This window comes from Actinospica robiniae DSM 44927 (genome assembly GCF_000504285.1).
In the GTDB taxonomy this organism is placed as follows: Bacteria; Actinomycetota; Actinomycetes; order Streptomycetales; family Catenulisporaceae; genus Actinospica; species Actinospica robiniae.
Genome location: NZ_KI632511.1, coordinates 5478028 through 5504298 on the forward strand (window position 1 = coordinate 5478028; position 26271 = coordinate 5504298).

Consider the following 26271-nt stretch of genomic DNA (forward strand, 5'->3'; position numbering starts at 1 on the left):
GTGCGGGTGGGTCGGGCGCCTGGCCGGGGGAGGGCAGCCGGCGGGACTACGCGTCGCCGCCGGTGGCACCCGACTTGTCGCCCGCCGGGTCGTCCGCCCAGCCGGGACCGTCGTAGATCTCCTTGCAGGTCGGGCAGATCGGGTAGCGCTTCGGATCCCGGCTGGGCACCCAGGTCTTGCCGCACAGCGCGGTGATCGGGGTGCCGAAGACCATCGCCTCGGTGATCTTGTCCTTGGGAGCGTAGTGGGAGAAGCGCTCGTGGTCGCCGTCGTCCGTGCGGTAGTCGGTCCGCTCCTCGATCAGCGTGGACGTGCCGCCCGAAACGGTCATCTCATCTACGGTGCTCATGAATCCGAGTGTAGGAGCTTGTGGCCACTCCTGTGGAGTGGTTACCGCACCCGCCCACTCCGCCGCAGGTCAGCTGGGGTGTGACGGGGCCGCGGCGGAGCAGGGCGGGGCCCGCGGACCGGCCGGGGAGGCGCTAGTTGAGCTCCGGGTCGTCCGGGAAGGTCGAGAGCAGGGCGAGACCGCCCCGCTGGCGCCGCAGCACGGTCCGCCAGCTGAGCTCCGGCGAGAGCGTGAAGGCGTCGGCCGGCGCGGCGTCCACCACGTACCAGGCGCCCTGGCCGAGCTCCCGCTCGAGCTGCCCGGCACTCCATCCGGCGTAACCCGCATAGACCCGGAAGGCCGATATCTCGGCGGCCAGCAGCTCCGGCGGCAGGTCCAGGTCCACCAGCCCCAGATCCCCGTGCACCCGGCGCCAGCCGAGCGGATCCGGGTCCTCGCCGCGCGGCAGCGCCCGCAGCTCGGCCAGGCCCAACGCGGAGTCCAACGCCACCGGGCCGCCCTGGAAGACCATCGGCATCGGCCCGGCCAGCTCGCTCCAGGCGGGGAGCACCTCGTGTACGGGCACCGTGGTCGGACGGTTGATCACCACGCCGAGGGTGCCGTCGGTGTCGTGGTCGAGCACGAGCACCACGGTGCGGTCGAAATTGGGGTCGACCAGCAACGGCGTCGCCACCAGCAGACGGCCGGTGAGCTCAGTGTCGGACATTCGCTACACCCATGGAGTACATACTGACAGGCAATTCGACACGTGTGCGGCGTTGGGCACAGCCGGTGCGTCTCTGGCAGACTGGCATCCTGTGCGACCGCTCACGAGAACACGCACCAGGAGCCATGACTAGTTCAGCAACTACCCTGCCCCGCCCCGCCGAACCGAACGAGTCCTTCGACTCCACGGACCTGATCCGGGTTACCGGGGGCACGCCGCTCACCGGCGAGGTGACCGTGCGCGGGGCCAAGAACCTGGTCCCCAAGGCCATGGTGGCGGCTCTGCTCGGCAGCGGCCCGAGCCTGCTGCGCAACGTGCCTCAGATCAGCGACGTGCGGATCGTCACCGGTCTGCTCGAGGCGCACGGCGTCCAGGTGCGGGCCGGCGAGCAGCCCGGCGACCTCGTCCTCGACCCGTCCTCGGTGGACCGTGCCGACCATGCGGAGATCGCCGCGCACGCGGGAGAGAGCCGCATCCCGATCCTGCTGTGCGGCCCGCTGCTGCACCGGATCGGGCACGCGTTCATCCCCGACCTCGGCGGCTGCCGCATCGGCGACCGCCCGATCGACTTCCACCTCGACGCGCTGCGCGCGTTCGGCGCGGTGGTCGACAAGCGCCCGGAGGGCCTGCACATCGAGGCCCCGCACCGGCTGCGCGGCACGAAGATCACCCTGCCGTACCCGAGCGTGGGCTCCACCGAGCAGGTGCTGCTGACCGCGGTGCTGGCCGAGGGCGTGACCGAGCTGCGCAACGCGGCCACCGAGCCGGAGATCCAGGACCTGATCGCGGTGCTCCAGAAGATGGGCGCGATCATCTCCACCCTGGACAACCGGGTGATCCACATCACCGGCGTGGACCGGCTCGAGGGCTACAGCCACCGTGCCCTGCCGGACCGGCTCGAGGCCGCCTCCTGGGCCTGCGCGGCCCTGGCCACCGGCGGCGACATCCTGGTCCGCGGCGCGCTGCAGGGCCCGATGATGACCTTCCTCAACGTCTTCCGCCGGGTCGGCGGCGCGTTCGAGGTCGAGGACGAGCCGGGCAACTGGGGCATCCGGTTCTGGCACCCCGGCGGCCCGCTCAGCGCCCTGGCGCTGGAGACGGACGTGCACCCCGGCTTCCAGACCGACTGGCAGCAGCCGATGGTGGTCGCGCTCACCCAGGCGCAGGGCCTGTCGATCGTGCACGAGACGGTGTACGAGAAGCGGCTCGGGTTCACCAAGGCGCTGACCGACATGGGCGCGCAGATCCAGCTCTACCGGGAGTGCCTGGGCGGCACCCCGTGCCGGTTCGGCCAGCGCAACTTCATGCACTCCGCGGTGATCTCCGGACCGACCAAGCTGCACGCGACCGACCTGGAGATCCCGGACCTGCGGGCCGGCTTCTCCTACCTGATCGCGGCGCTGGCGGCCCAGGGCACCTCGAGCGTGCACGGCATCTCGCTGATCAACCGGGGCTACGAGGACTTCGGCCGCAAGCTGGCCGACCTCGGCGCCCAGGTGGAGTTCCCGGCCTGAGCGCCGCAGGGCTCTTGTTCGATCCTCAGCGCCGTACGGCGGTCCTCGGTTGACCGCCGTGCGGCGCTGACTCGTCTGCCGTGCGGCGCTGACTCGTCTGCCGCACAGCGGAATGCCCGGGAATCGGCCGGGCGTTGCGGCTGATATGACCCAGACTCAGATGCGTGCGACGGTGGCCGCGAAGGCGGGCGGACCCGAGGTCCTCGAGTACCGGGAGGTCCCGGTCCCCCGCCCGGGCCCCGGCCAGGTGCTGGTGCGGGTGGCGGCTGTGGGCGTCAACTTCATCGACACCTACCTGCGCTCCGGCGTCTACCCGCGCTCGTTCCCGACCATCCTCGGCAGCGAGGGCGCGGGCACGGTCGAGGAGCTCGGCGAGGGCGTGTCGCAGGTGGCCGTGGGCGACCGCGTCGCCTGGGCCGACGGCAACACCGGCGCGTACGCCGAGTTCGACGTGGTCGCGGCCGACCGCCTGGTGGCCGTCCCCGAACGGGTCGAGCTCGAGACCGCCGCGGCGGCGATGCTCCAGGGCATGACCGCCCACTACCTGATCAACTCGACCTGGCCGCTCAAGGCCGGCGAGACCGCGCTGATCCACGCCGCGGCCGGCGGTATGGGACAGGCGCTGACCCAGCTGGCCAAGGCCAAGGGCGCGCGAGTGATCGGTACGACGTCCAGCGCGGAGAAGGAGCGGATCGCCCGAGCGGCCGGCGCCGACGAGGTCATCCGGTACACCGAGGTCGACGACCTCGCCGCCGAGGTGCGCCGGCTGACCGACGGCAAGGGCGTGGACGTGGTCTACGACGGCGTCGGCGCCTCCACCTTCGACGCCTCGCTCGCCTCGCTGCGCAAGCGCGGCCTGCTCGCCCTCTACGGCGGCGCCTCCGGCCAGGTCCCGCCGGTCGACCCGCAGCGGCTCAACCGCGCCGGCTCGGTCTTCCTGACCCGCCCGACCCTGACCGACTACGTCGAGACCCGCGAGGATCTCGCCTGGCGCTCGAGCGAGATCCTGGCCGCGGTGGCCGCGGGCGACCTGGCCGTGAACATCGGCGCCCGCTTCCCGCTGAGCCAAGCCGCCGACGCGCACACGGCGCTCAGCGGCCGGGCGACCACCGGCAAGGTCCTGCTGCTGCCGTAGCGGCGGACGGCGGACGTGCTGCGGGTGCGCGCGGCGCCGGCAGGGTCCTGCTGCCGATGCCGCCGCACGCCGCCGTCGCAAGCCACTGCGTCCTGCTGACGGCCCGTTACTTGGCCGTCGCGGCCACGTTCTTCACCGCGGCCGCGACGGAGGAGGCGACTTCGGGGTCGAACACCGACGGCACGATGAAGTTGGCGTTGAGCTCGTCCTCGTGCACGACGTCGGCCAGCGCCCGGGCCGCCGCGACCAGCATCTCCGGCCGGATGTCGTGACTCTGCGCGTCCAGCAGACCGCGGAAGAAGCCGGGGAAGGCCAGCACGTTGTTGATCTGGTTCGGGTAGTCGCTGCGCCCGGTGGCCACCACCGCGGCGTGTTCGCGGGCCTCGCCCGGGTCCACCTCCGGGTCCGGGTTGGCCAGCGCGAACACGATCGAGTGCGGCGCCATCGTGGCGATGTCCTCACCGGTGAGGATGTTCGGCGCGGACACGCCGATGAACACGTCCGCCCCCGCCAGCGCCTCGCGCAGGCTGCCCGCGTAGCCGGCCGGGTTGGTGTGCTCGGCCACCCAGCGCAGGTCCGAGCCCTCGGGTCCGAGGTCGTCCCGCCCCGAGTGCACCACGCCGCGGTAGTCGGCGACGGTGATGTCCTTGGCCCCGGCGTCGAGCAGCAGCTTGATCACCGCCGTGCCCGCGGCGCCCGCGCCCGAGCAGGCGATGCGCACCGCGGCGAGGTCCTTGCCCACCACCCGCAGCGCGTTGGTCAGCGCGGCCAGGACGACGATGGCGGTGCCGTGCTGGTCGTCGTGGAAGACCGGGATGTCGAGGTCCTCGCGCAGCCGGCGCTCGATCTCGAAGCAGCGCGGCGCGGAGATGTCCTCCAGGTTGATCCCGGCGAACCCCGGCGCGATGGCCTTGACCGTCCGGATGATCTCCTCGGTGTCCTGCGTGTCGAGGCAGATCGGCCAGGCGTCGATGCCGGCGAAGCGCTTGAACAGCGCGGCCTTGCCCTCCATCACCGGGAGCGCGGCCATCGGCCCGATGTTGCCCAGCCCGAGCACCGCCGACCCGTCGGTGACCACGGCCACCGAGTTGCGCTTGATGGTCAGCCGCCGCACGTCCTCCGGGTTCTCCGCGATGGCCTTGCACACCCGCGCCACGCCCGGGGTGTAGGCCATGGACAGGTCGTCGCGGTTGCGCAGCGGCACCTTCGAGGCCATCTCGATCTTGCCGCCGAGGTGCAGCAGGAAGGTGCGGTCCGAGACACGCCCGACCTCGACCCCCTCGATCACCTTGAGGCCGTCGGTGATCTGCGCCGCGTGCGCGCTCGAGTAAGCGGCGATGGTGACGTCGATGCGCAGCCGGTCGTTGCCCGAGCCCGAGACGTCGAGCGCGGTGATCTCGCCCCCGGCGTCCTCCACGGTACGGGTCAGCTTGGAGACCGCGTTGCCTCGTGACGGCGCCTCGAGGCGGACCGTGTAGGAGTAGGAGGCGTTGGGCTGGGTCGTCATCGGGGTCGTGCCTTCTTCCTGCGCCGCTGCTGGTAAGAGCGTCGCTCTCCTGATTCGCGTTCCAGCCCATGTTCCCACGCGTACGGCGGCCCGCGGGCGACAAATCGGCGGATGTGAGCGTAGTCTCGCCGACGTGCACGCAGGGGACTGGCTGAGGCGGGGCAGGGCGGAGCGGGCGGGGGCGACGGGGGAGGCCGGGGGTGAATCGTCGGCGGGAGCCGCCGGCGACGCGGCCGGCCTTGCGGTCGGCACCGTGGCCGGCGCACCCGGAGGGGGCCTCCTCATATCGCTCATACCCGGCGACGGGTGGTCGCTGGCCGTGGCGAAGTCGGGTCTGCTGGTTCGATCCGCCGAGTCGAAGTTCGAAGAACTCCTCACCCTCGCCGCCGACCCGCGCCCGTCAGCGAGCAAGAGCTGGGCGGCCGAAGTGAGGATGCGGGCGCTGGCCGAGAAGTCGGCGCCCCGGAAGCTGCGCGCGCTGCTCTCGGCCCTGGCGACCGCGCCCCCCGGCACGGCGCCCACAGCCGCGGGAGCCCGTGGCGCCGACGCCCGCCCGATCCTGGTCGGCCGCGAGAACACGATCGTCGCCGTGAACACGGTCGCCGCCGCCGCGCACGTGCTGGGCGAGGACGCGATCCCGGACCTCGGCAAAGTCCTGTGCAGGCTGATGGAGGAGCCGTGGACGGCGGACTCCACCAGCATCCGCGACGCGTGCTCGGGAGCGCTGACCGCGATAGGCACGGAAGCAGCCTTCGAGGAACTGAAAGCAGCGGTGCCCAGAGCGCAGACGAAGGCGCAGCGGGAGATGCTGCTGCTGTGTCTGAGCAGAATGCCGTGGTCGGCGAAAGACGCGAGGGCCGCCGGCGCGAGCATGGCTGAGCTCGTCGTGCCGGCGCACGGCCTAGACGCAGCCGGCAGACGGGAACTGACGGCACACCACCGGAACTTCGAACTGGCGCTGCGTGAGGACGGAAGCGTCAGCCGCAGAACGCTGGACGACGCGGAGGTCGTGGAGAACGCGGCGGCAGACAGAGTTCTGCGTGCGGAAACGCGGGCGATCAGCGCGACGTACCGCAAGGAGATAGCGCGCGTCGAAGCGCTGCTCGCGACAGAGCACTCGTGGTCGTCGGCGACCTGGCGGAAGCTGTACCTGGACCACCCGATCACCCGCGCCGTCGCCTCGCGCCTGATCTGGCGGCTCACCCTGGACGAGACCGCCGGCGGCGCTGCGACCGGGCAGCCGAGCTGGACCCACGCCGGGCCCGCCGCAATCAACGACGCCCGACCCGACGCCGTCGCTGATGCCGGCAACATCGCAGGCACCTCCGCCCGGACCATGGCAGGCGGCCACGCCAACGCGGAAGCGACGGCCGATACAGGCGCACACATGCCCGGAGCTCGCCCCAGGATCGGCTTCCCATTCGGCGCCGGTGCCAGGTCTCGCAGCCATGCCGCCGGCTCCCCCGTCGGCCGAACCGTCGACGTCATTCCCGCCTGGAATCCCGTCGGTCTCCTGCGTGTCATAAACGCGCAGCAGCAGAGCACGGATGCCACCTTCCCCTGGCCGGACGGCGTCGTCAGCGTCCAACTCTGGCACCCTCGCGAAGCAGCCCCCGAAGACCTGGCCGCGTGGCGAGTCGCGTTGCGCGGACTGCCCTTCGACCAGCCGTTCCAGCAGATTGAGCGCGACTTCGTCGCGAGCGAGAGCGACCCGGAGAAGACGGAGTTCGACCAGTTCGTCGGCGAAGTGACGGACACGTCCTCATGGGAGACGGCGTTGGCCGAGCTCCCTTGGGCTGCAGCGACGAAGGCAGGCGGGAAGACCTCCGACCGAGAGGACCTGGTCCACCGGGAGTTCCCCGGGGAGAAGGTCACGGCCACAGCCATGTTCACGCGCCTCACCACCCCCGTGCGGCCGCTCGCACTCGCCGACGCCCTCCCCGACCGCATCCGCCTCGGCGCGGCCTGGATCCACCGCACGGACGACAAGAACCGCACGCCCCTCCCCCTATCCGCCGTCTCCGCCAGACTCGTCTCCGAAGTCGAGCGCGATCTCCATGTACTGATGAGCCCTGCGACCGACGTCGCCGCCGGCCTCCTTCATCGCGCGCACACCGCAACACCCGACGACGGCCCTACCGACGCAGTGCCCGAGTAGGCCCGCCACTGTCCACCACCTTCAATTCGATCAACGAGCCTTGTTTCGGACCAGTGCCCTAAAACCGCATATTTCCTCTCTGCTCTCAGCAGATCTGCCCACAGCAGAAAAGCCCGCGCATACCACTCCGCGGCAGTCAGACTTGAGTCATGACTCACTTCACTTTCGACGACGAACTCGCGCATCAGCTGTTCAACCAGCGGATCGTCTTCCTCGGCCGCGAGATCGACGACGGGCTGGCCGAGCGCGTCTGCGCTCAACTTCTCGTCCTCTCGGCGCAGGACCCGCGCGCGGACATCAGCATGTTCATCAACAGTGTCGGCGGCTCGGTCACCGCCGGCCTGGCGGTCTACGACACCATGCAGTTGATCCCCAACGACCTCGCCACCATCGTCACCGGGCTCGCGGCGGGCATGGGCCAACTGCTCCTCACCGCGGGGACGGCCGGCAAGCGCTCCGCCCTGACCAACGCTCGCGTGCTGATGCACCAGCCCGCAGCAGGTGTCGGCGGAACCGCGGCCGACATCGCGACCCGCGCCAAGAGCCACGAACACGCGAAATCGACGGTCCGCAGGATCATCGTCGAGCACACCGGCCAGCCCGAAGCGGCAATCGAACGCGACAGCGAGCGCGACCGCTGGTTCACAGCCGAACAGGCGCGCGAGTACCGCTTAGTCGACCGCGTCGTGACGGCGCTGAAGGACATCCGGTCGCCCGAGCCGTCCCGAAGGGTGGGCCTGTGACGAAGCGACCGGATGGCGTGCACACCCGCCAGAGGCGGTTAGGTGTGCGGGGCGCGATCGGCTAGGCAGCCAAGCAGAGTGAGTCCCTGCCTTGGAGCGCCATCGCAGCGGCCGTACTTGTCAAAGCGGCCGTACCTGTCAAAGCGACAGTGCTTGCCACAGCGACCGTACTTGCCACAGCGACAGTGCTTGTCTCAGCCCGCGAGTACTGCGGGACGCCGACCACAAGCGCTGCGGCAGCTGCCGCGGCACGCTCGTACTCGACCAGCCGCACCTGCACTCTCACCAGCAACTCCGTCATGCTGATGCCGAGAGCCCGCGTCGCCGCCGCGAGCATCTCGGACGACGCCTCTTTACGTCCGCGCTCGATTTCCGAGAGGTACGGCATCGAGATCCGAGCCACGTCCGCGACATCCTGAAGGGTGCGATGCCTGGTCTGACGGACCTCGCGCAGCACTTCGCCGACGACGTCGCGCCACAGCGGCTCACGAGAAGCGCCGCGGCTGCGGCGCTCGCCCTCGGGGGTGACGGCAAGGTCGGCAGGTGGCGCGGCGGCTGCAACTACCGCAAGGGGGACGGCGCTGGGGCATGCTTCGGGGGGCCCGCTGTTGGGATTGGGCATCGTGACCTCCTTGGCACCGACTCCGCTTTCGGCCTCATCGGCCATGAAACTCAGCGTAGATCGCGACCGGCTCTTGGGGAGGGCGCACGGCTTGATCTCTCTCTGCTGTCAGCGAACAACGCCGGCAGCGATCCGCCGGCTCTCAACGCCCAGCGTCAGCGGAGGCCGCCGGAGCCGGCTTGGGCGAGGTCGGCGCGGACTTCGTCGGCTACGGGGTCGGAGACGGACTCGTACAGTTCCAGCGATTGCTGCCAGAGGGGCAGCGCGATGTCGACCGCGCCGGCGTTGTAGTGGGCTTTGGCGAGGCTTTGCAGCGCCAGGGCCTGGCCGGGTACGTCGCCGAGTTCGCGGCTGAGGGTGAGCGAGCGCTTGAGGTAACCGATGGCTGCTTGCTGGTCCTGCAGCTGGATGTACACGTCGCCCAGGTTGTTCAACGTCGTCACGGTCAGCTGGCGGTTTCCGAGTTCCTCGACGATCGAGAGTGCTCGGTGGAGGTACGGCTCGGCTTCGGCGGGGCGGCGGGAGCCTACGTAGATGCAGCCGATGTTCAGGCAGCTCATGCCGACGCCGAGACGATCTCCCAGCTCCTCGCGGATGCGGGTGGCGCGCTCGAGGCAGCGCATCCCCTCTTCCGGGTCGCCGAGGCGGTGGTATGCGCCGCCCATGTTGTTCAGCGCGATCGCCTGGCCGGTCAGGTCGTCGAGCTCGATGCGGATCTCGAGAGAGCGCTCGAAGCAGTTCAGCGCCTTGCGGTCGGATTCCTCCCAGTAGAAGTACACGAAGCCGAGGTTGTTGTGCATCCACGCTTCGCCGACGCGGTCGGCTGCTTCCGCTGCGGCGGCCAGGCCGGTCTGGTGGGTGACCGTCCAGTCGGCGAGGTGGCGGCGCAGGTTGTAGAAGCCGAGCAGGGCGGCGGCGAGCTTCCAAGCGTTCTCGCGGCAGCCGTGGTCGGCGGCCGACTGGACTGCGGCGCTGAGGTTGGCGCGCTCCGCGTCGCACCAGGCCAGGGCCTGCTCGTGCACGCCGAACTCGATCGGCGGGCAGGACCACGGCCGCGGGTCGACGGGGACGGGCCTGGCTTGCGGCGCCAGCCAGGCGTTCGCGTTGGCGGCGGTGGCCACGTACCAGCCGGTCAGCCGAGCTACGGCGATTTTGCGGACGGCCTCGTCCTCGTCGCGGCGGACTTGCTCGGCGGCGTAGAGGCGGACCAGGTCGTGCATGCGGTAGCGGTCAGGGGTGGGAGATTCGAGAAGGTGGCCGTCGACGAGGGTTTCCAGCACCTTTTCCGCGCGCCTCGCCGAGACGCCGAACAGTGCGGCTGCTGCCGGCAACGAGATGTCGGGGCCGGTCGCCAGGCCGAGGAGGCGGAACGCGCGGGCGGCCGACGGGACGGCGTCGCTCTCGGTCTTCGCCAACGCGGCGTAGCTGACCTGGAAACTGGCACGCGCGGCCAGATCGCCGATCTCCAGCTCATCGAGCCTTCTGCGCTTGTCGCGGAGGCGGTGGGCGAGGGTCGAGACGCGCCAGTTCGCCCGCGCGGCGAGGCGTGCGCCGGCGATGCGCAGTGCCAGCGGGATTCCGCCGCAGGCTCGCAGCAGCTCTCCGGTCGCTTCGGGCTCGGCGGCGAGCCTTGACGCGCCGGCGAGTTGGGCCAGCAGCGTCCACGCCTCGTCGTCGGGCAGGGATTCGAGGCCCAGCTTGTACGCGCCCGGGAGTTCGGCCATGCGATTGCGGCTGGTGACGAGCACGGCGCAGGTGTTGGCGGCCGGTAGCAGGGGGCGGATCTGCTCGACGTCGCGGGCGTTGTCCAACAGCAGCAGCATGCGGGAGCGGCTCAGGAGGCTGCGAAACAATGCCGCGCGCTCGTCGAGGCGGGGCGGGATCGTGGCCGAGTCCGCGCCGAGCACGCGCAGCCACTCTTCGAGCACGTCTTCGGGCGTGCGGGCTTGGGAATCGCAGGCGCCGAGGAGGTCGACGTAGAGCTGTCCGTCCGGGAACTCGGCCGCGACGAGGTGCGCGACGTGCACGGCGAGCGTGGTCTTGCCGAGGCCGCCGCCTCCGGTGACGGCCGCGATCGGAAGTTGGCCCGGGTCGCCCGATCCCGGCGTGAGGGCGGCGCGGATGCGAGTGATCTGTTCGAGCCGGCCGGTGAAATCGCTCGTGGTGGGCGGCAGTTGCGCTATGCGGGCGGCTATCGGGGCCGCGCCGGCAAAGGGATTCTGACCGAACCGGGTAGCGGCGGCAGGGCTCGGCGAAGCCGGAACAGCCTTCGACGATAGAGAACCTGTGAGGATTCCGGTACGAGCACCGCCGCGCGCGATCGTCTGAGCAGGGTCGGCGTCTCCGTCGCGGTCGTCGTCCCCGGCGCCAGAAGCGGTAGCGGTGAGGGTGGCGGCACCGTCGAGCGCCATGGCCTCGACCTCTGCCGACGCGTCGGCGACGGCGGCGTCGTCTCCGCCGAGGCCCTGAGCAGCGTGGGCCAGCTCGAGCAGCGTCATCAGTGGACTGACATCGACGTCGTAGCGCGTGGCGAGTGACGCCAGGGCGTCCGGCGTGATCAGGCGCTTGCCGTTGAGCCAGCGTTCCCATGACGCGCGGCTGTAGTGGGTCTGCGCCCCGAGCTGGGTGAGCGTGAGGCCTCGGGCGTCCTTGAGCGCGCGCAGTTCCTGCGCCAACCGTCGTGCGGCCGGCCCGATTCCCTCCGGCAACTGTGACCCACTGGTGCCCACCATGACCTCAAGCCCTTCAGCGAAGTCTGCTCAGCAGACATCTGCAGATCGGCTCGCCGAGAATAACACAGGGCGCGACGCTGGTATCCACGGATTGTAATGCTCCCTTACCAAGTCCGATCCTCACCGGACGGAGCGGCGCCGTTCACGCCGCGGCGAGGACGTCGCCAGTACCGCCACACCAGCACGGCCGCGGCCAGGAGCGCGCCGGCCGCGAGCGGGGTCGCCTCCGACCCGTGGTAGCCGCGGATCTCGTGCACGAGAAGCAGGATGCCGAGCGTCGTGATGATCGGCCCGAACGCCAGCAGCGGCACCGCCATGAGTTTGGCCAGCTTGGCCCGGCGGTTCCAGACCATCACGGCCTCGCCGACGACCGGGACGGCCCGCCACGGCGTCGTGCGGAGCGCCCACGCCGGCACCTGCGGACCGTTGTAACTGCGCGAGATCCGCTTGACGACGGAACGGACCCGCCAGACCACCCACCATCCGGCCGCGGTGGTGACCAGCCCGAACGCAGTCAGCAGCAGTCCCATCATCGCTCGCAACCCTCACATCGCAGACAAACCCTCACAGGCGTCTAGTGAAAGGTGCTTCGGCGTATTGCGCAAGTCCCCGCACACCACCCCCGCCGGGCCGCCGGGCCCTTGACGGGCACGGCCCGCCGACCGGCGAGGGAAGGGCGGCGGCGCATGATTCAGCCGCCGGAGGGCATGCGGCATTGTCCGCACCCTGCGACGAACGATGTGAGGAGTTCGAACATGGGAGTCATCGCCGCCGTGCTCTTCGGCATCGCGTTCTTCCTCAACGGCACCAAGACCTCCACCGATGTCTGGTTCAGTCCCACTAGCCTGATGCTCGCGGGCCTGTGCTGCCTGGCCCTGCACCTGCTGGGCGTCGGTACGGGCTGGTACTCGCGCCGCCGCTGAGCGGTCTGAACACGAATGGCGCGCGGACCGGCCGGTCCGCGCGCCATTCGTGTTCAGACGAGGGAGTAGCAGTGAAGAAGCTCAGCGCCGGCATCGTCCTCTACCAACTGACCGACGCGCGGCTGCAGGTGCTGCTCGTGCACCCGGGCGGTCCGTTCTGGGCCAAGAAGGACCTCGGCGCGTGGTCGATCCCCAAGGGCGAGTACGAAGAGGGGCACGACCCGCAGGCCGCAGCCCTGCAGGAGCTTCGCGAGGAGACGGGTCTCGTGCTCGCCGACGTCGAGCTCATCCCGCTCGAGACGGTCCGGCAGAGCGGCGGCAAGGTCGTCACGGCATGGGCGGCGCAGCAGGACTTCGACGTGACGACGCTGGTCAGCAACACGTTCGAGCTCGCGTGGCCGAAGGGGACGGCGCCGCGCGAGTTCCCAGAGGTCGATCGGGCCCAGTGGTTCGAGCCGCGGGAGGCCCGCCGGAAGCTGGTCACGGCACAGGCGGCGTTCGTGGACCGGCTGATCGCGAAGCTGCGCGAAGCAGGCCACGAAGTCGCCGATGGATGACCGGGGGAGACAGCTCGGCTGCGACGCCCAAGTGCAGGGCGCCGCAGCCGAGAGGAACGCGTCTTCTAGCCGAAGACTAGAACCTGAACCACCCGAAGGACTCCAGGAACGCGAGGTTGGGCGAACCGACGCCGGTGGCGAGGTCGTAGCCCTTCGTCGCGGGCAGGCCCTCGTCGGCGTTGTACTGCACCAGACGGAACGCTCCGGCGAACGCGTTGCCCGCCGGGTACTCGAAGATCACCGAGTCGACCTTCGAGTTGCCGATCTGACGCGGGCTGCCGGTCACGTCCGTGGCCAGCGAGGCGCGCAGGTAGATCGACGGGTTGGCGAACCCGATCGGGCCGCCCTGCGCCTGCTGCGCGTCGGCGAGGACACCGGCCCAGGACGGGGCCGAGACCGAGGTGCCGCCGTAGCCCGCCTCCGAGTAGACACCGTCGGTCGTCTGGCCGACCTGCGTGCTGCTGAAGTACAGGTCACCGTTGAGCGAGATGTCCGGGATGGTGCGCTTGGGCGAGGTCTTGGAGCCGTCCGGGAGCGTGGTGGACAGCTTCTTCGGCACGACCCAGGTCTGGTACCACGGCTGCGGCTCGGTCTGGCTGATGCCGCCGCCGCCGCCGAACGTGGTGCCCTCGACCGCCCAGGAGGCCGAGCCCGGCGCGGTACGCCCGCTGCGCTCGTCACCCATCGCGGTCTCGAAGCCGTAGCCGCCCTGCTTGTTCAGGCCCAGAGCGGTGCCGCCGACCGCGGTCACCCACGGGGAGGACGTCGGCCAGTCGACCGACGGCCCGACGACCGTCGGGTCGCAGTTGAGGCCGGTGGAGACCGAGAAGGAGTCGTTGTTCATGCAGTCGCCGGTGGAGAAGTCGAAGGCGATACCCTCGACGGCACCCTGCTCGAACACCTGGTTGTAGGCCGCCTCGAGCGACGGGTCCAGGTTGCCGGCGGTCGAGTAGATCGACTCGCCCCACGAGTTCGAGACGATGTCGGCCAGGTGGTTGTCCACGATCTCGGCCTCGGCGGCGAGCAGGTCGCTGTCGAAGCACGAGTTGGCGGCCACCGTGACGACCTTGGCGGCCGGCGCGAGGCCGTGCGCCATCTCGACGTCCAGAGCCTCCTCGGAGTTGTCGCCGAAGCCGCAGACGTCTTCATTCGTCCACTGCGACGGGGTGCTCACCTCGGAGTACTGGCCGGGCGCGAACGGCTTGTCGCCGTGGTTGACCGAGTACTGGTCCGCGTCGGCCTCCATGGTGGAGGAGCCGTACCAGTTCACGATCGCGATCGTGGCGCCCTTGCCGGTCAGCTTGGACTGGGTGACCCCGTAGGCCTGGCGCAGCTCGGACGGAACCATCGAGCACTGCGCGAGCGTGGAGGGGTTCGAGTACCCGGCCGGGACCGCGGGCGCCGTGGACGGCGCCTTCTTCTGGCCGTAGTAGTCCGAGCAGGACGGGTCGTTGTTCGACGGGGCCTTGCCCGTGGACTCCGACATGGTCACCGCGTGGGTGGTGGCCTGGGCCAGCCCGGACACGCCCGAGACCGCGCTCGCGACCGAGGACGGGATCCGCACGTTCTGCTGCGGGGCGTGCAGCGTGCCATCCGACGTCTTGTAGTTGTGCATCGACGTGGAGAAGGCCTTGGGCACGTCGGCCGCCGCGCCCTTGACGTCGATCCAGTGCTCGTTCGTGGAGGTGACGGTGAATCCGGCACCCTTCAGCCACGCGGTGACCGCCGAGATCTGACTCGACGTCGCCCCGTACCGCGCCTCGGCCTGGGAGGCTGAGAGGAAGTGGCGGTAGAGGGAGCTGGTCGGGTCGGATACCGCCTGGGCGTAGGCGGCCAACCCGGAGGCGTTCTGCCCGGCCAGGTAGACCCGGAAAGACAGCTGCGTCGCAGACGAGGTCTGTCCCTGGTCCGCGGAAGCGGTCGCGTAGCTCGGGCTGCTGCCGGCCAAGGTGGTGGCAGCAGCCTGGTCGGCGCTGGCCGGGCCCGCGGCCGCGAACCCGGTGGTGAGGGCGGCCAGGACGACGGAGATGGCCGTCGTCGAGGCGATCCGCCGGTGGCGCCGTTGTACGGCTGAACTCATGGGGCGCGATTCCCTTCCATTGAGGACGAGATGCACTTAATGTCCGGTTGGTTGCCATATCCGTGTGCTCATTTGGACAGGCATCGGCTATTTATATGGAGCCGCCCCAGGGAAAAGCAAGGGTTCATGAACATCCGATGGCGGAATGAAATATCCGACCGGGCCCGGCGGGACAGTACACGATGACGCTCGGCCTCCCCGGCCGCCGAGAGGCCCGGCCCGTTGGGCCGAACGGGTCAGGGCTCGGCGAGTCGCGGACCTGGGGCGCAGCACCGGTCCCGCAGGCTTGGCTCGTGGAGCATCCCGATCAGGTCGCGGAAGGCGCGGGGCCGTTCGTCACCCGGGTCCGCCGGCGGTTCGACGACGGCGCCGTCGCCACGTGGGAGTCGAGGACGGCGCGCAAGCGCGGGACTCTGTCCGTGCGCGCGGCGGGGCATCGGGCGCTCCAGCGCCACGCGGACGGGACAACGCTCGACCGCTTGCGCCGCCTCAACGCCATCGCCTCAAGCGCGTTCACCATCGGCGGCGGCCTGTTCGCCCTCGGCGCGGTGCTGACTCAGCTCTCGGTCGTCGGCCCGACCGCGGGCGCCTGCGTCTACTTCGCCGGCGGGCTCTTCTTCAACACCGGCGGCTACGCGTCGCTTCTGCAGACGATCAACGCGCCGCGACCGGCACCTGACGGCGCTTCACTTCGATCCGGCCGGTGGCGCTGGTGGCGATACGAGCCGTCACGGATCGACTGGCTCAGCGCCTTCGTGCTGTTCCTGGGCACGCTCGTGTTCGGCGTCAACCTGCTCGACTCGTTCCTCCAGGGCCTCACCGCCCGACAGGTCAACCGACTGATCTGGGCCCCCGACATCGTCGGCTGCGTGCTGTTCCTGGCCTCCGGCCACCTCGCCGTCACAGAGGTCTGCCATCGCGCGAGGCCCTGCCTGTGCACGCGCAGCCTCGGCTGGTGGATCGTCGGCGTCAACCAGCTCGGCTCGGTGCTGTTCATGGTCTCGGCGCTGGCCGCCTTCACCCGCCCGGACACCGGCAGCCTGGTCAACGCGGACATCGCCGACTGGGGCACGTTCGCCGGAGCGCTGTGCTTCTCGATCGGCGGAATCCTCCAATTCTCCGAGCGGCCGTGACGTCGCGGTCGTCCGCGCCGCGAGCTGGCATCATGAACGGATGACCGACCGCGTTCTCGCCGCCTGTGACGGCGCCTGCAAGCGCAATCCCGGACCTGCCGCCTGGGCGTGGGTGATCGCCCGCGAAGCGGACGGCGGCCCCGGCCGGTGGGCTGCCGGGCCGCTCGGCAGCGCCACGAACAACATCGCCGAACTGACCGCGCTGGAGCAGCTGCTCGACTCGGTCGACCCCGATGTGGCGCTGGAAGTGCGCATGGACTCCCAGTACGCGATGAACGCCGTCACGGCCTGGCTGCCCGGGTGGCGCAAGCGGGGCTGGAAGACGGCCTCCGGGACCCCGGTGGCCAATCGCGATCTCGTCGTGCGCATCGACGCGCTGCTCGCCGGGCGCGACGTGAAGTTCGTCTACGTGCCGGCGCACCAGGCCGGAGGCGATCCGCTCAACGCCTTCGCGGACGAGGCGGCCAGCGACTGCGCCGTCAGCCAGAACGCGGCCTCCGGGGCCCTGACGGCCGAGAAGGCGCGTCTGCTGGCCGTGCCGGCGGTCACCGCCGTACCCAAGGCCGGCGCGACCCGCACGTCCGCGGCCAAGCCGAGCCAGGGCTCGGCCCCCAGATCGATCTCGGCGAAGTTCGCCGGCACCTGCGGTTGCGGCCGGCGCTACGCCGCCGGCGAGAAGATCGCGAAGGGGCCGAAGGGCTGGGGCCACCTGGAGTGCGCCGCCGGCTGAGAACCGCGCGAACACGGCCCGCGACCTCTTCAACAGCTTGTGTCGATCCGATACGGTCGGAAACGTGCTTCCAGTCGATATCGAAGTCCTGCTGGTTCCCGGCCGACCCACTCTGCGCGGCAGCATGCTGCTGACCGCCGTCAGCAACCCCGATCTGAAGACGAACAAGGCGCACGTCGCCCTCCACCGCGTCTCGCTCGACGGCGGCGCGCGTCCGTGGACGCACGGGCCGCACGACTCGGCCCCGGCGATCTCGCCGGACGGCCGCTGGGTCGCGTTCCTGCGCAGCGGAGACGGGGAGGGCGCGGACGGGCGTCCGCAGCTGCACGTCATCCCGGCCGACGGCGGTGACGCCAAGCGGATCACGGCGCTCCCGCTCGGTGTCGAGAACCCGGTGTGGGCGCCGGACTCGCGGCGGATCGCCTTCCTCGCGCGCGTGCCCGAAGCCGGCCGCTACGGCACCCCGGACGGCGCCGGCGAGACCGCGGAGACCCCTGCGGAGGCGCCGCGGCGGATCACTCGGATGGACTACCGGATCGACAACATCGGCTTCCTGCGCGATCGGATGAAGCGGCTGTTCGTCGTCGACGCGTTCGAGACCGCGGACGCCACCGACCTCAAGCCCCTGACCGACGACGGCTTCGACGCCGAAGACCCCGCGTGGACCCCTGACGGCGCCCGGATCGTCTTCACCGCGCCGCCGGAGTGGGGCGCGGCGGAATCCTCCACCCAGCACATCTGCGCGATCCCGGCCGACGGCGGCGAGGCCGAGGTGATCGTCACGTGCCCCGGATCGTCGGCGTACCCGGTGTTCGGCGACGACGGCACTCTGTACTTCTACTGCGCGTCCCACGAGGAGCACTTCGAGGCCTCGCACACCGGGCTCTACGCGGCCGTCCCGCGCTTCGGCGAAGGGCCGGTCGAGCCACGCCGCCTGACCGAGATCGAGACCGTAGACTGCGAGTACGCGTCCGGCCCGCCGGTGCCCAGCGGCGACGAAGTCCTCGTCGCGGTCCGCAACCGTGGTGCGATCGAGCTGCGCGCCGTCCCCGTCGATGCCGACCTCGCACAGCTGAAAGAGCTGCGCGTGGTCTACGCGGACCGGACCGCCGTTCGCGCCTTCGCCGCAGACGGCCAGGTGATCGTTGCGGTAGTGGCCACGCCGGAGAGCGCAGGCGACGTAATCGTGCTCGGCGAAAACGACATCCGTACCCTGACGGACTACTCCGAGCCGCTGCGAAGCAGGGGTCTTCGTCCGGTCGAAGAGCTGAACGCGACCGCCCCGGACGGCTACCCGGTGCACGGATGGCTGGTGCTTCCAGAGGGAGAAGGACCGCACCCGGTGCTCCACGTCGTGCACGGCGGCCCGTTCGCCCAGCAGGAATGGGGAGTGTTCGACGAGGCGCAGGTCTACGCCTCCGCCGGCTACGCCGTGGTGCTCGGCAACCCGCGCGGATCCGCCGGCTACGGCCAGACCCACGGCTGGGCGATCACCCACGGATTCGGCACCGTCGACGTCGACGACACCCTCGCGCTGCTCGACGCCGCACTCGAACGCCCCGAGATCGACGCGTCGCGCGTCGGCCTGATGGGCGGCTCATACGGCGGATTCATGACCAGCTGGCTCGCATCCCACCACGGCGAGCGCTTCCGCGCGGCCTGGAGCGAGCGAGCGGTGAACGCCTGGGACTCGATGCTCGGCAGCTCCGACATCGGCTACACGTTCGTCGACGCCTACATCGGCACCGACCCCGAAGTCATGCGCGACCGCAGCCCGCTCTACCACGCGCACAAGATCTCGATCCCCTTCGCCGTGGTCCACTCGGAGAACGACTGGCGTTGCCCCCTAGAGCAGGGTCAACGCATGTTCGTCGCCCTGCGCCGCGCCGGCGTCGACGCCGAGTTCCTGCTCTTCCCCGGCGAAGGCCACGAACTGAGCCGCTCCGGCCGCCCGCGGCACCGGGTGCAGCGCTTCGACGCAGTCCTCGCATGGTGGGGGCGCCACCTGGCGTAGGCGGGCGGGAGGGCCACCGGCCTGCCCGGTGGCCCAGATCGTCGAAAAAGATCTTCGCAACTTCTGACCCGCGCGCCGCGTGACTAGTCGATGTGGGGGCGCACCAGGCGGCTCGGGCAGAAGTGGGGAGAGTGAGGGTGCGCGACAGCGACGAGTTCGACGACTTCTATGCGGAGTCGGTCCTGCGCGTCTCGGGCTACGTCTACGCCCTGTCGGGGGATCGGGCCGAGACCGAGGACGTCGTCCAGGAGGCCTACGCCCGGGCATGGCAGCACTGGGACAAGTTGAGCTCCCACGGCGACCCCGAGGCCTGGGTGCGCACGGTCGCCTACCGGATCCGGGTCAGCCAATGGCGCCGCGTCACGGCCAGGTTCAGGGCCCACCAGCGCCACGGCGTCGCCCCGGACGTGCCCGAACTGAGCGTCGACTACGTCGCGATCATCGCCGCCTTGCGCGAGATCGCGCCCTCACAGCGGCGCGCGATAGTCCTGCACCACCTGCTCGGCCTCAGCGTCGAAGAGGTGGCGCAAGAGACGGGCGTGGCCCCGGGCACGGTCAAGGCCCACCTGTCCCGCGGCCGGGCACGACTGGCCACCCTGCTGGCCGAATCCGGTGCGTACCAAGGAAACTCACAGGCCCTCGCGCGGGAGGCAACGAGCCATGTCTGACTACTTCGACACACAGCTGCGCGAAGGCAGCGCGCGCGTAGCCGGCTCACTCACCGCCCCCACGGCCGCCGCCGTCCGCGAGCACTCCAACCGCCGCGCCCGGCGAGCCAGGACCGGCACGGCCGCCTTGGCAGCCGTCGCAGTCCTCGCACTCGGCGGCGTGACCTTCGGCCTCGAACACCAGGGCGGCGCCACGCGTAACACCGTGGCCATCGCGAACTCAGCCACCGCTGGCAACGCGACCACGCCGTCGGCTTCGCCTTCGACCTCGGCCGCAGTTTCGTCCACGTCTACATCCTCGATGCCGGAGAGCGTGTCCACGGCCTCGTCGCCAAATCCGGACCACTACGTGGCCGCCGCCTGGCTGAGCGAGAGCCACCTGCCCTACGCGACCAACATCGCCTGGCAGCCCAACCCGCAGGTTCTCGGCACCAAGATCGGCGGCGCAGTGCAGCTGATCCCGGCGTCCACCGATTCCTTCGCAAACCTCGTAGGGGGGTTCAGTACATATTGCGCAATAACCGCCCTGGCCGACAACGCCGTCGCCAGCCAGCGAGAATCGTTCTACGGCCAGATCACCGGCTCGATCCTGCCCAGCACCGCGGGCGTCCCGGCCACGGCCGCGCAGAGCACGATCTTCTACGCCAGCCCGAGCGCCGCCACCGCCGCCTGGGACGCCATCGGAAGCGGCTACTCGGCCTGCGCCAAGTTTGAGACGGGCTCCGTCTCAGCCGAGAACAAGGTCTACCCGTCGACGGGCACAGTGAGCCGGATCCGCAGCGAGCCCAACGTCCAGTGCTGGACGAATCTCAACGCGGTCACCCTGGAGGCGGGCGTATCGGACTTCATGAACGATGCCTGCTTCGTCCGGCACGGCACCCTCATCAGTAGCGTCGCTTTCGACTTCGAGGGCCCGCCGACGCTCTCAAGCCTCGACCTCAGCGCCGCCGACGCGACCCTGGCCTCGGAACTGGCCCAGGCCCTCAACGCATATGGCAGCAGCTGAACAGGGGAAGCGAGCAGACAACACCGCCGTACGCCGAACCCCCGCCTGGCGCGCAGAAAACAAGCGCGTACGCGGGGCTACAGATACCTCAGCGCGGACCTGAGGATCGGTTGCCGTTCAACCCGGTGAACCAGCAGGGCAAGGTTCTCTGGGTAGACATGCAAAGCGGCAAGGTCAGCGAGAATCCGCTGTACCTCCATGCCGGCGCGGTAGCTTCCATCGTCCTCGACGCGAACGGGAAAAGCTATGAAGAACGGCTCACGACGTGATGGGAGCCCTCGATGAAGGCTCAGGCCTTTTCGACGTCCGCACAGGTTCCGGTGAGCCGGGCCGAGGCCGATCGAGTCGCCCACGAGCTGTTCGCCGAGGCCGCCGAGGCCGCCGAGGAGCCAAGACAAGTCTCGATCCAGGATTTCGGCGAGTTCTTCACGATCGTGGTGTTCAAGCCGGTCACCGATCTGTCCGAGCCCGACACTCTGCTGTCCGTCGACCTGGGCCGGTCGGTCTCGGTACTCGACAAGTCCTCCGGCCGCATCTCCTTCTGGCCGAGTCTCGCGGAAGAGGACATCGCGGCGCAGTTTCGGGAGTGCCTCAACGCGGACGAGATCGAGGACGCCGAGTGGCCGACCTGATGGGCGCGGGCCGACGGCCATCCTGCGCGAGGATTACATAGCGGGCATCTCGCTCCTGGCGCGCACCGTCCGAGCGGCTGCTCTCCGACACACTGCGGCGTGACCAAGCAGTCAGGCGCGGGGGCAGGTGCGTTCTGCGAGCCCTCGCTGCTCCCAGTTCGCTCACGCAAAAGGTCGAGGAGCCGTTCATGTCCAGTATGAGCTTCTCCTCGAATTGATCGCCCAAGCCGCGCGGAAGCTGCTGCGGCTCGGGAATGAACAGCGGAATGCCGATACCCCGTCTCGCGAGCTCCGTGATGAGTGCCTCGAACACCCTTGGCCAGCAGGATTCCTCGCCCAAGTGCCACGTACTTGTCAGTCGCAGCGTCGATCGCGGCGATGCGAGCGACGCCCGCGCACCGGGATAAAATCCTCCGATGGGCACGAACCCGATTGGCGCCGACAAGGACGCGGCCGAGCAACTGGCCGCCGAAGCGGTTTACGCCCTGCGCGGGTCCGACGAAGCCGGCTACGAGCGCTGCTTGCGACTCCTGACGGTGCGGCCGAATGCGTCGGGCTGGGAACACCTCGTCGACCGGACCATCACGGCCCGCCTGCAACGCGACCTCACGGAACTGTGGCGGCGCGGATGGCAGCCCACCGACGTGGTCCGCATGGCGAACCGACGTTTCGGGGCCGTGCACGCACGGCTGGCCACGGACACCATCGCGGCGGAGATGCGCACCTACGCCACGACGACCGTCGACGAGCGGTGGCTGGAGCAGCTCTCGGCGTTGAACGCGCAGGTCTGGTGGCAGGACCGGGGAAACCACCTGCAGGAGTGGCGCCATCGGGAGGGCCTCGATCGGGAGGCCGGCATCGCGTGCGTTCTGGAAGTGCTCTCGATGTTCGCCGTCCTTCCGAGGCTCGAGCAGCTCGGCCCGCTTCCCGGCACTGCCCGGCGGCCGCCCTCGGGCGCGGATGCCCGCGCCGATGGCCGTGGGTCACCGTCGAAGGCAGCTGTCAACCAGCGCATACTCGTCAGAGTCCGCGCGCTCCTGTCCAAAGCCGAGTCCACCGACTACCCCGCCGAGGCCGAGACGTTCACCGCCGGCGCGCAGGCGCTGATGGCCCGCCACAGCATCGACGCCGCCATGCTCTGGGCAGAGTCCGGCGACGCCCCCGATGCCCCCCGAGGCCGTCGCCTCGGCATCGACGCCCCGTACGAGACCGCGAAGGCGATGCTGGTGACCGTGGTCGCACAAGCGAACCGCTGCCAGGCGGTGTGGAACAAGGAACTGGGCTTCTCCACGGTCATCGGCTTCCCCGCCGACCTCGACGCAGTAGAACTTCTTCACACCTCTCTCCTCGTCCAGGCCACGACCGCGCTGGTGAAGTCCGGCACGCGCGCCCACGGCGACGGCCAGTCGAGGACCCGAGCCTTCCGCTCGGCGTTCCTCACGTCCTATGCCCAGCGCATCGGCGAACGGTTGTCCGCCGCGGCGGGCGAAGCGGTGCATCAAGCCTCTGCCGAACCCGGGCACGCAGGCCTGCTACCCGTCCTCGCAGCCCGCGACCGAGCGATCGAGGAAGCCGTGGATGAGATGTTCGGCAAAACGAAGAAGCACCGAGTCGCCGCCCGGTACGACATGGAGGGGTGGATGTCCGGCCGCGCTGCCGCCGATGAGGCCAGACTTCAGGAGAACAGACGGATTCCCGGATCTCGCTGAAATCGCCGCCGAGCGGCGGGCAGACATGGATGTGTCAGCCAACCGCGCAAACCGACAGCCGCCGACCCTTTCCGAACCAGCCGGCAGTCACGCGCGGGGGTCCAGGGGGCGGAGCCCCCTGGCGTGGGGTGTGGGGCCGTGCCCCACTTCGAAAACAGGACCTCCGCGCCTACGACGAAGCCCCGCCGTAGCGCGCAGCGAAGCAAGCGCGTAGGCGGGGCTACAGGTAGGTCAGCGTGGAGGTGCCGGGAATCGAACCCGGGTCCATCAGCGGCTCAGCAAGGCTTCTACGGGCGTAGTCCCGTGCGAGTTTCTCGGCTCCGGTGATCCCCGGGACGGGTCACCGACAAGCCCAGCCACGTGAGTTTCCCTCATTCGCCCGTAGCCTGCTCATGAGGTTTAGCCCCCTAGCGATGCCGCGTCCAGGTCGGGGGCGATCCTGGGGCGACAAAGGCGCTGTGCCAGCGCCTCACTGCGTTTCTAGAGAACTAGATCAGGCAGCGAGACGGAGGTCGGCCTTGGCCATCTGCTTAGAGTTGGCATTTGTTTTTTTGCCGTGTTTTTGGTTAACGAGATCATCACGGCTTCCTCGGCCCGCTTCCCCTGCGTCAACGTCCAATGTCGAAACCGTTCACCCCCGGGGTGGTGGAACCACACACGGGTCGGCCGCGCGCTCGGGGCGCGCCGGCAGAAGAGCGATGTGTGCAGTTCTCAAACAGCAGCCGACGTCTGGTCGACGCGGCCTCTACCAGGATAGCCGTTGGCGTGGCCGGGGAGCCACTTGTTTGCGATCAGCGAACACCCGTGTCTGTGCTGCGGCGATCATCGCAGGTCAGGCACCAGGACCAGCTTGCCGCGGGTGTGGCGCTGCTTCGAGAGCTGGAAGGCTTCGGCCGCCTTCTCCAGCGGCAGCTCCTGCTGCACGTGGACCTCGAGCTCCTTCTCGTCGACCAGGCGCGCGAGTTCCTTGAGGCCCTTCGCGTCGGGCTCGACGAAGACGAACTTGCCGCCGAACTCGGTGACCTTGGGGTTGACCACCGAGACCATCCGGCTGGGGTCCTTCACCAGCGGCACCGAGCGCTCGATCGTGTCGCCGCCGATGTAGTCGACGACGGCGTCGACGCCGTCGGGGGCGAGTTCGCGGACCCGGGCTTCGAGGCCGGGGCCGTATTCGACCGGCTCGGCGCCGAGGTCGGTGACGAACTCGTGGTTGCGGGGGGAGGCCGTGCCGATGACGCGGGCGCCTTTCGCTCCGGCGATCTGGGCGGCGGTCGAGCCGACGCCGCCCGCTACCGCGTGGATCAGGACGATCTCGCCGACGCCGACCCGCGGACCCTTCTCCGCGCCCACGCCGACCGCGGCGAGCGACTGGAGGGCGGTGAGGCCGGCCAGCGGGAGGCCGCCCGCCTGGGCCCAGCTGCCTGCCTGCGGGCGCAGCGCCACGTACTTCTCCGGGACGACGGCGAACTCGGCGTACGTGCCGTGCTGGACGATGGCGAGCCGCGCGTAGCTGAAGACCTCGTCGCCCGGCATGAAGTTCTCCACGCCGTTCCCGGTGGCCTCGACCACGCCGGCGACGTCCCAGCCGGGGATCGCGGGCAGGCGCACGTCCAGCTTGCCGTGCAGGTCGCCCTGTACGACCTGCCAGTCCACCGGGTTCACTCCGACCGCCTTGACCCGGATCAGCAGTTCGCCCGGGCCCGGCTTGGGATCCGGGTACTGCGCGTCCATGGCGAGTGCTGATTCGTCCCCGTACGCGGCATACGTGATCGCTCTCATGCTCACAGTCAACCGCTTGCGGCCGAGCCGGGCTGGCCGGGCTAGGCCGGAATGGGGACGGCGGCACACCCGGGACGGAGCGTCAGGCCGCGGGGGCCGCCGGGCCGCGCGGCCCGGCGGCTACCGCTGGCGCCGGCGCGCGGCCGAGATGTCCCGCTCGGCCTCGCGCTTCATGGTGCGCTCCAGCAGCGTCTGCCGCTTGTCGTAGTCCTTCTTGCCTCGGGCCAGCCCCAGCTCGACCTTCGCCTTGCCGTCCTTGAAGTACAGCTCCAGCGGGATCAGCGTCAGACCGGACTCCTTGCTCTTGCCGATCAGCTTCTGGATCTCGGAGCGGTGCAGCAGGAGCTTGCGCAGCCGGCGCGGGGCGTGGTTGTTCCAGGTCCCCTGGTTGTACTCGGGGATGTGGACGTTGTGCATCCACACCTCGCCGTCGCGGACCTGGGCGAAGCCGTCGACCAGGGAGGCGCGGCCCTCCCGCAGGGACTTGACCTCGGTGCCGGTGAGCACCACGCCGGCCTCGTAGGTGTCCTCGATGAAGTACTCGTGCCGCGCCTTCTTGTTCCGGGCGATGACCTTCTGCCCGCGCTCCTTGACCATGGAACAAGTATCCCTTAGACGCGCAAGTACTTACGCAGCGTGAACACCGATGCCGCTACCGACATCAGTATGCCCACCACCAGCAGCAACGGGATGATGAAGACGAACGGGCGCCAGCCGATGAACTGGATCGAGCTCAGGTGCGGGGCCACGATGCCGTCGATGAAGAACGCCTTGATGGCGATCAGCACGCCGGACGCGAGCGCGCCGCCAAGCAGGCCGGCCACCGCGCCCTCGAGCAGGAACGGCATCTGGATGTAGAAGTTCGAGGCGCCGACCAGCCGCATGATGCCCGTCTCGCGCCGTCGGCTGAACGCGGACAGCCGCACCGTGTTGAAGATCAGCAGGAACGCCAGCACCAGCATGACCGCGGCCACGCCGCCGGCCGAGTACTCGGCGATGTGGATGAAGGTGAACAGCGGCTGGAGCAGCTGCTGCTCGTCCACCACGGAGGCCACGCCCTGCATGTTGCCGACCGCGTCCTGCACGACCTGGTACTTGTTCGGGTCGGTGAGCTTGACCCGGTAGTTGTCCTCCATGTCCTGCTCGGTCGCGGTCTGGCCGAGCGCGGTGCTGCCGTACGCCTGCTCGTAGTGCTGGAACGCCTGTGCCTGGGTCTCTTCTTCGACCTTCTGCACGTACGGCGTCTTGTGCGCCAGCTGGTCGTCTATCGCCTGCCGCTGCGCGGCCGTGACCACGCTGCTGCAGTTCGGCGAGTGGTCGACGTCGTTCTTGTTGCACATGTAGACGGCGACTTCGACCTTGCCGTACCAGAAGCCCTGCATCGCCTTGGTCTGCTCGAGCATGAGCAGGCCGGCGCCGAGCATGGTCAGGGCGACGGCGGTGGACACGATGACCGCGATCACCATCGTCAGGTTCCGGCGCAGGCCGTGGCCGATTTCCTGGAGTACGTACTGGATCCGCATGTCGGTTCTAATCCTGCCGAGGGTGTCGTGGCTACGTCTTCGTCGGGCGCG

Annotated in this window: 24 protein-coding genes and 1 other RNA gene; 14 read left to right on the forward strand and 11 right to left on the reverse strand. The window is 69.7% G+C overall.

Annotated features, from left to right (window positions below; all coding sequences use genetic code 11):
• Positions 1 to 46: 46 nt before the first annotated feature.
• Positions 47 to 349, reverse strand: coding sequence for a DUF3039 domain-containing protein (locus ACTRO_RS23205; protein WP_051451250.1), 303 nt, complete (start codon positions 347 to 349; stop codon positions 47 to 49).
• Between the two features lie 133 nt (positions 350 to 482).
• Positions 483 to 1055: a YqgE/AlgH family protein gene (locus ACTRO_RS23210; protein WP_034266276.1), complete on the reverse strand. Its 573-nt coding sequence runs from the start codon at positions 1053 to 1055 to the stop codon at positions 483 to 485.
• A gap of 125 nt (positions 1056 to 1180) precedes the next feature.
• Between ACTRO_RS23210 and murA the strand changes: the two genes are divergently transcribed.
• Both murA and ACTRO_RS23220 read left to right on the forward strand, forming a co-directional pair.
• Positions 1181 to 2569: a UDP-N-acetylglucosamine 1-carboxyvinyltransferase gene (murA, locus tag ACTRO_RS23215; protein ID WP_051451251.1), complete on the forward strand. Its 1389-nt coding sequence runs from the start codon at positions 1181 to 1183 to the stop codon at positions 2567 to 2569.
• A gap of 160 nt (positions 2570 to 2729) precedes the next feature.
• Positions 2730 to 3704, forward strand: coding sequence for a quinone oxidoreductase family protein (locus ACTRO_RS23220; RefSeq protein WP_034276290.1), 975 nt, complete (start codon positions 2730 to 2732; stop codon positions 3702 to 3704).
• A gap of 106 nt (positions 3705 to 3810) precedes the next feature.
• Here the strand turns inward: ACTRO_RS23220 and ACTRO_RS23225 are convergent, their stop codons facing one another.
• The gene (locus ACTRO_RS23225) at positions 3811 to 5211 is read right to left on the reverse strand and encodes an NAD-dependent malic enzyme (RefSeq protein ID WP_034266279.1); all 1401 of its coding nucleotides are present in this window, start codon (positions 5209 to 5211) and stop codon (positions 3811 to 3813) included.
• Positions 5212 to 5464: 253 nt separating this feature from the next.
• On the opposite strand from ACTRO_RS23225, the gene ACTRO_RS23230 reads away from it, so the two are divergent.
• A complete protein-coding gene (locus ACTRO_RS23230; protein WP_157436382.1) occupies positions 5465 to 7369 on the forward strand; it encodes a DUF4132 domain-containing protein in 1905 nt (634 codons plus the stop codon).
• A 149-nt stretch (positions 7370 to 7518) separates the two neighbouring features.
• Positions 7519 to 8112, forward strand: a complete 594-nt coding sequence (locus ACTRO_RS23235) for a ClpP family protease (RefSeq protein ID WP_051451252.1) — start codon at positions 7519 to 7521, stop codon at positions 8110 to 8112.
• 61 nt (positions 8113 to 8173) lie between these two features.
• Here ACTRO_RS23235 and ACTRO_RS44920 read toward each other — a convergent pair whose 3' ends face one another.
• From ACTRO_RS44920 to ACTRO_RS23250, 3 genes are all read right to left on the reverse strand, one after another.
• Entirely contained in the window at positions 8174 to 8779 is a 606-nt protein-coding gene (locus tag ACTRO_RS44920; protein ID WP_063628059.1) for a helix-turn-helix domain-containing protein, read from the reverse strand.
• 110 nt (positions 8780 to 8889) lie between these two features.
• Complete coding sequence (locus ACTRO_RS23245; RefSeq protein ID WP_084316480.1) at positions 8890 to 11466, reverse strand: helix-turn-helix domain-containing protein; 2577 nt, start codon at positions 11464 to 11466, stop codon at positions 8890 to 8892.
• Between the two features lie 104 nt (positions 11467 to 11570).
• Positions 11571 to 11999, reverse strand: coding sequence for a hypothetical protein (locus ACTRO_RS23250; protein ID WP_034266286.1), 429 nt, complete (start codon positions 11997 to 11999; stop codon positions 11571 to 11573).
• 222 nt (positions 12000 to 12221) lie between these two features.
• Here ACTRO_RS23250 and ACTRO_RS48215 point away from each other — a divergent pair, with 222 nt between their 5' ends.
• On the forward strand, positions 12222 to 12389 hold the full coding sequence (locus ACTRO_RS48215) for a hypothetical protein (protein ID WP_169739937.1): 168 nt from the start codon (positions 12222 to 12224) through the stop codon (positions 12387 to 12389).
• A 71-nt stretch (positions 12390 to 12460) separates the two neighbouring features.
• Positions 12461 to 12946 (forward strand): NUDIX hydrolase, encoded by a 486-nt coding sequence (locus tag ACTRO_RS23255; RefSeq protein WP_034266288.1) that lies wholly within the window; start codon positions 12461 to 12463, stop codon positions 12944 to 12946.
• Positions 12947 to 13022: 76 nt separating this feature from the next.
• On the opposite strand, the gene ACTRO_RS23260 is transcribed toward ACTRO_RS23255, so the two are convergent.
• Entirely contained in the window at positions 13023 to 15026 is a 2004-nt protein-coding gene (locus ACTRO_RS23260; protein WP_034266291.1) for a S53 family peptidase, read from the reverse strand.
• A gap of 293 nt (positions 15027 to 15319) precedes the next feature.
• Here ACTRO_RS23260 and ACTRO_RS23265 point away from each other — a divergent pair, with 293 nt between their 5' ends.
• The 8 genes from ACTRO_RS23265 to ACTRO_RS23295 all read left to right on the forward strand — a co-directional run bounded on the left by ACTRO_RS23265 (position 15320) and on the right by ACTRO_RS23295 (position 22918).
• A complete protein-coding gene (locus ACTRO_RS23265; RefSeq protein ID WP_034266294.1) occupies positions 15320 to 16159 on the forward strand; it encodes a hypothetical protein in 840 nt (279 codons plus the stop codon).
• Positions 16160 to 16199: 40 nt separating this feature from the next.
• Positions 16200 to 16889, forward strand: a complete 690-nt coding sequence (locus tag ACTRO_RS23270) for a ribonuclease H family protein (protein ID WP_034266297.1) — start codon at positions 16200 to 16202, stop codon at positions 16887 to 16889.
• 64 nt (positions 16890 to 16953) lie between these two features.
• Complete coding sequence (locus tag ACTRO_RS23275) at positions 16954 to 18903, forward strand: S9 family peptidase (RefSeq protein WP_034266300.1); 1950 nt, start codon at positions 16954 to 16956, stop codon at positions 18901 to 18903.
• 137 nt (positions 18904 to 19040) lie between these two features.
• Positions 19041 to 19571: a SigE family RNA polymerase sigma factor gene (locus tag ACTRO_RS23280; RefSeq protein WP_034266303.1), complete on the forward strand. Its 531-nt coding sequence runs from the start codon at positions 19041 to 19043 to the stop codon at positions 19569 to 19571.
• On the forward strand, positions 19564 to 20577 hold the full coding sequence (locus ACTRO_RS23285) for a hypothetical protein (RefSeq protein ID WP_034266305.1): 1014 nt from the start codon (positions 19564 to 19566) through the stop codon (positions 20575 to 20577). The genes ACTRO_RS23280 and ACTRO_RS23285 overlap by 8 nt, the downstream gene beginning before the upstream one ends.
• 110 nt (positions 20578 to 20687) lie before the next feature.
• On the forward strand, positions 20688 to 20846 hold the full coding sequence (locus ACTRO_RS47410) for a hypothetical protein (protein WP_157436383.1): 159 nt from the start codon (positions 20688 to 20690) through the stop codon (positions 20844 to 20846).
• 12 nt (positions 20847 to 20858) lie between these two features.
• A complete protein-coding gene (locus ACTRO_RS23290) occupies positions 20859 to 21209 on the forward strand; it encodes a hypothetical protein (protein WP_034266308.1) in 351 nt (116 codons plus the stop codon).
• Between the two features lie 416 nt (positions 21210 to 21625).
• A complete protein-coding gene (locus ACTRO_RS23295) occupies positions 21626 to 22918 on the forward strand; it encodes a DUF2786 domain-containing protein (RefSeq protein WP_051451254.1) in 1293 nt (430 codons plus the stop codon).
• A 234-nt stretch (positions 22919 to 23152) separates the two neighbouring features.
• Here ACTRO_RS23295 and ssrA read toward each other — a convergent pair.
• The 4 genes from ssrA to ftsX all read right to left on the reverse strand — a co-directional run bounded on the left by ssrA (position 23153) and on the right by ftsX (position 26220).
• Positions 23153 to 23557, reverse strand: a transfer-messenger RNA (tmRNA) gene (gene ssrA / locus ACTRO_RS44925).
• Positions 23558 to 23740: 183 nt separating this feature from the next.
• On the reverse strand, positions 23741 to 24697 hold the full coding sequence (locus tag ACTRO_RS23300; RefSeq protein ID WP_034266314.1) for an NADP-dependent oxidoreductase: 957 nt from the start codon (positions 24695 to 24697) through the stop codon (positions 23741 to 23743).
• A gap of 120 nt (positions 24698 to 24817) precedes the next feature.
• Positions 24818 to 25294, reverse strand: coding sequence for an SsrA-binding protein SmpB (gene smpB, locus ACTRO_RS23305; protein WP_034266317.1), 477 nt, complete (start codon positions 25292 to 25294; stop codon positions 24818 to 24820).
• Positions 25295 to 25308: 14 nt separating this feature from the next.
• Positions 25309 to 26220, reverse strand: coding sequence for a permease-like cell division protein FtsX (gene ftsX, locus ACTRO_RS23310; RefSeq protein WP_034266321.1), 912 nt, complete (start codon positions 26218 to 26220; stop codon positions 25309 to 25311).
• Between the last annotated feature and the right edge of the window lie 51 nt (positions 26221 to 26271).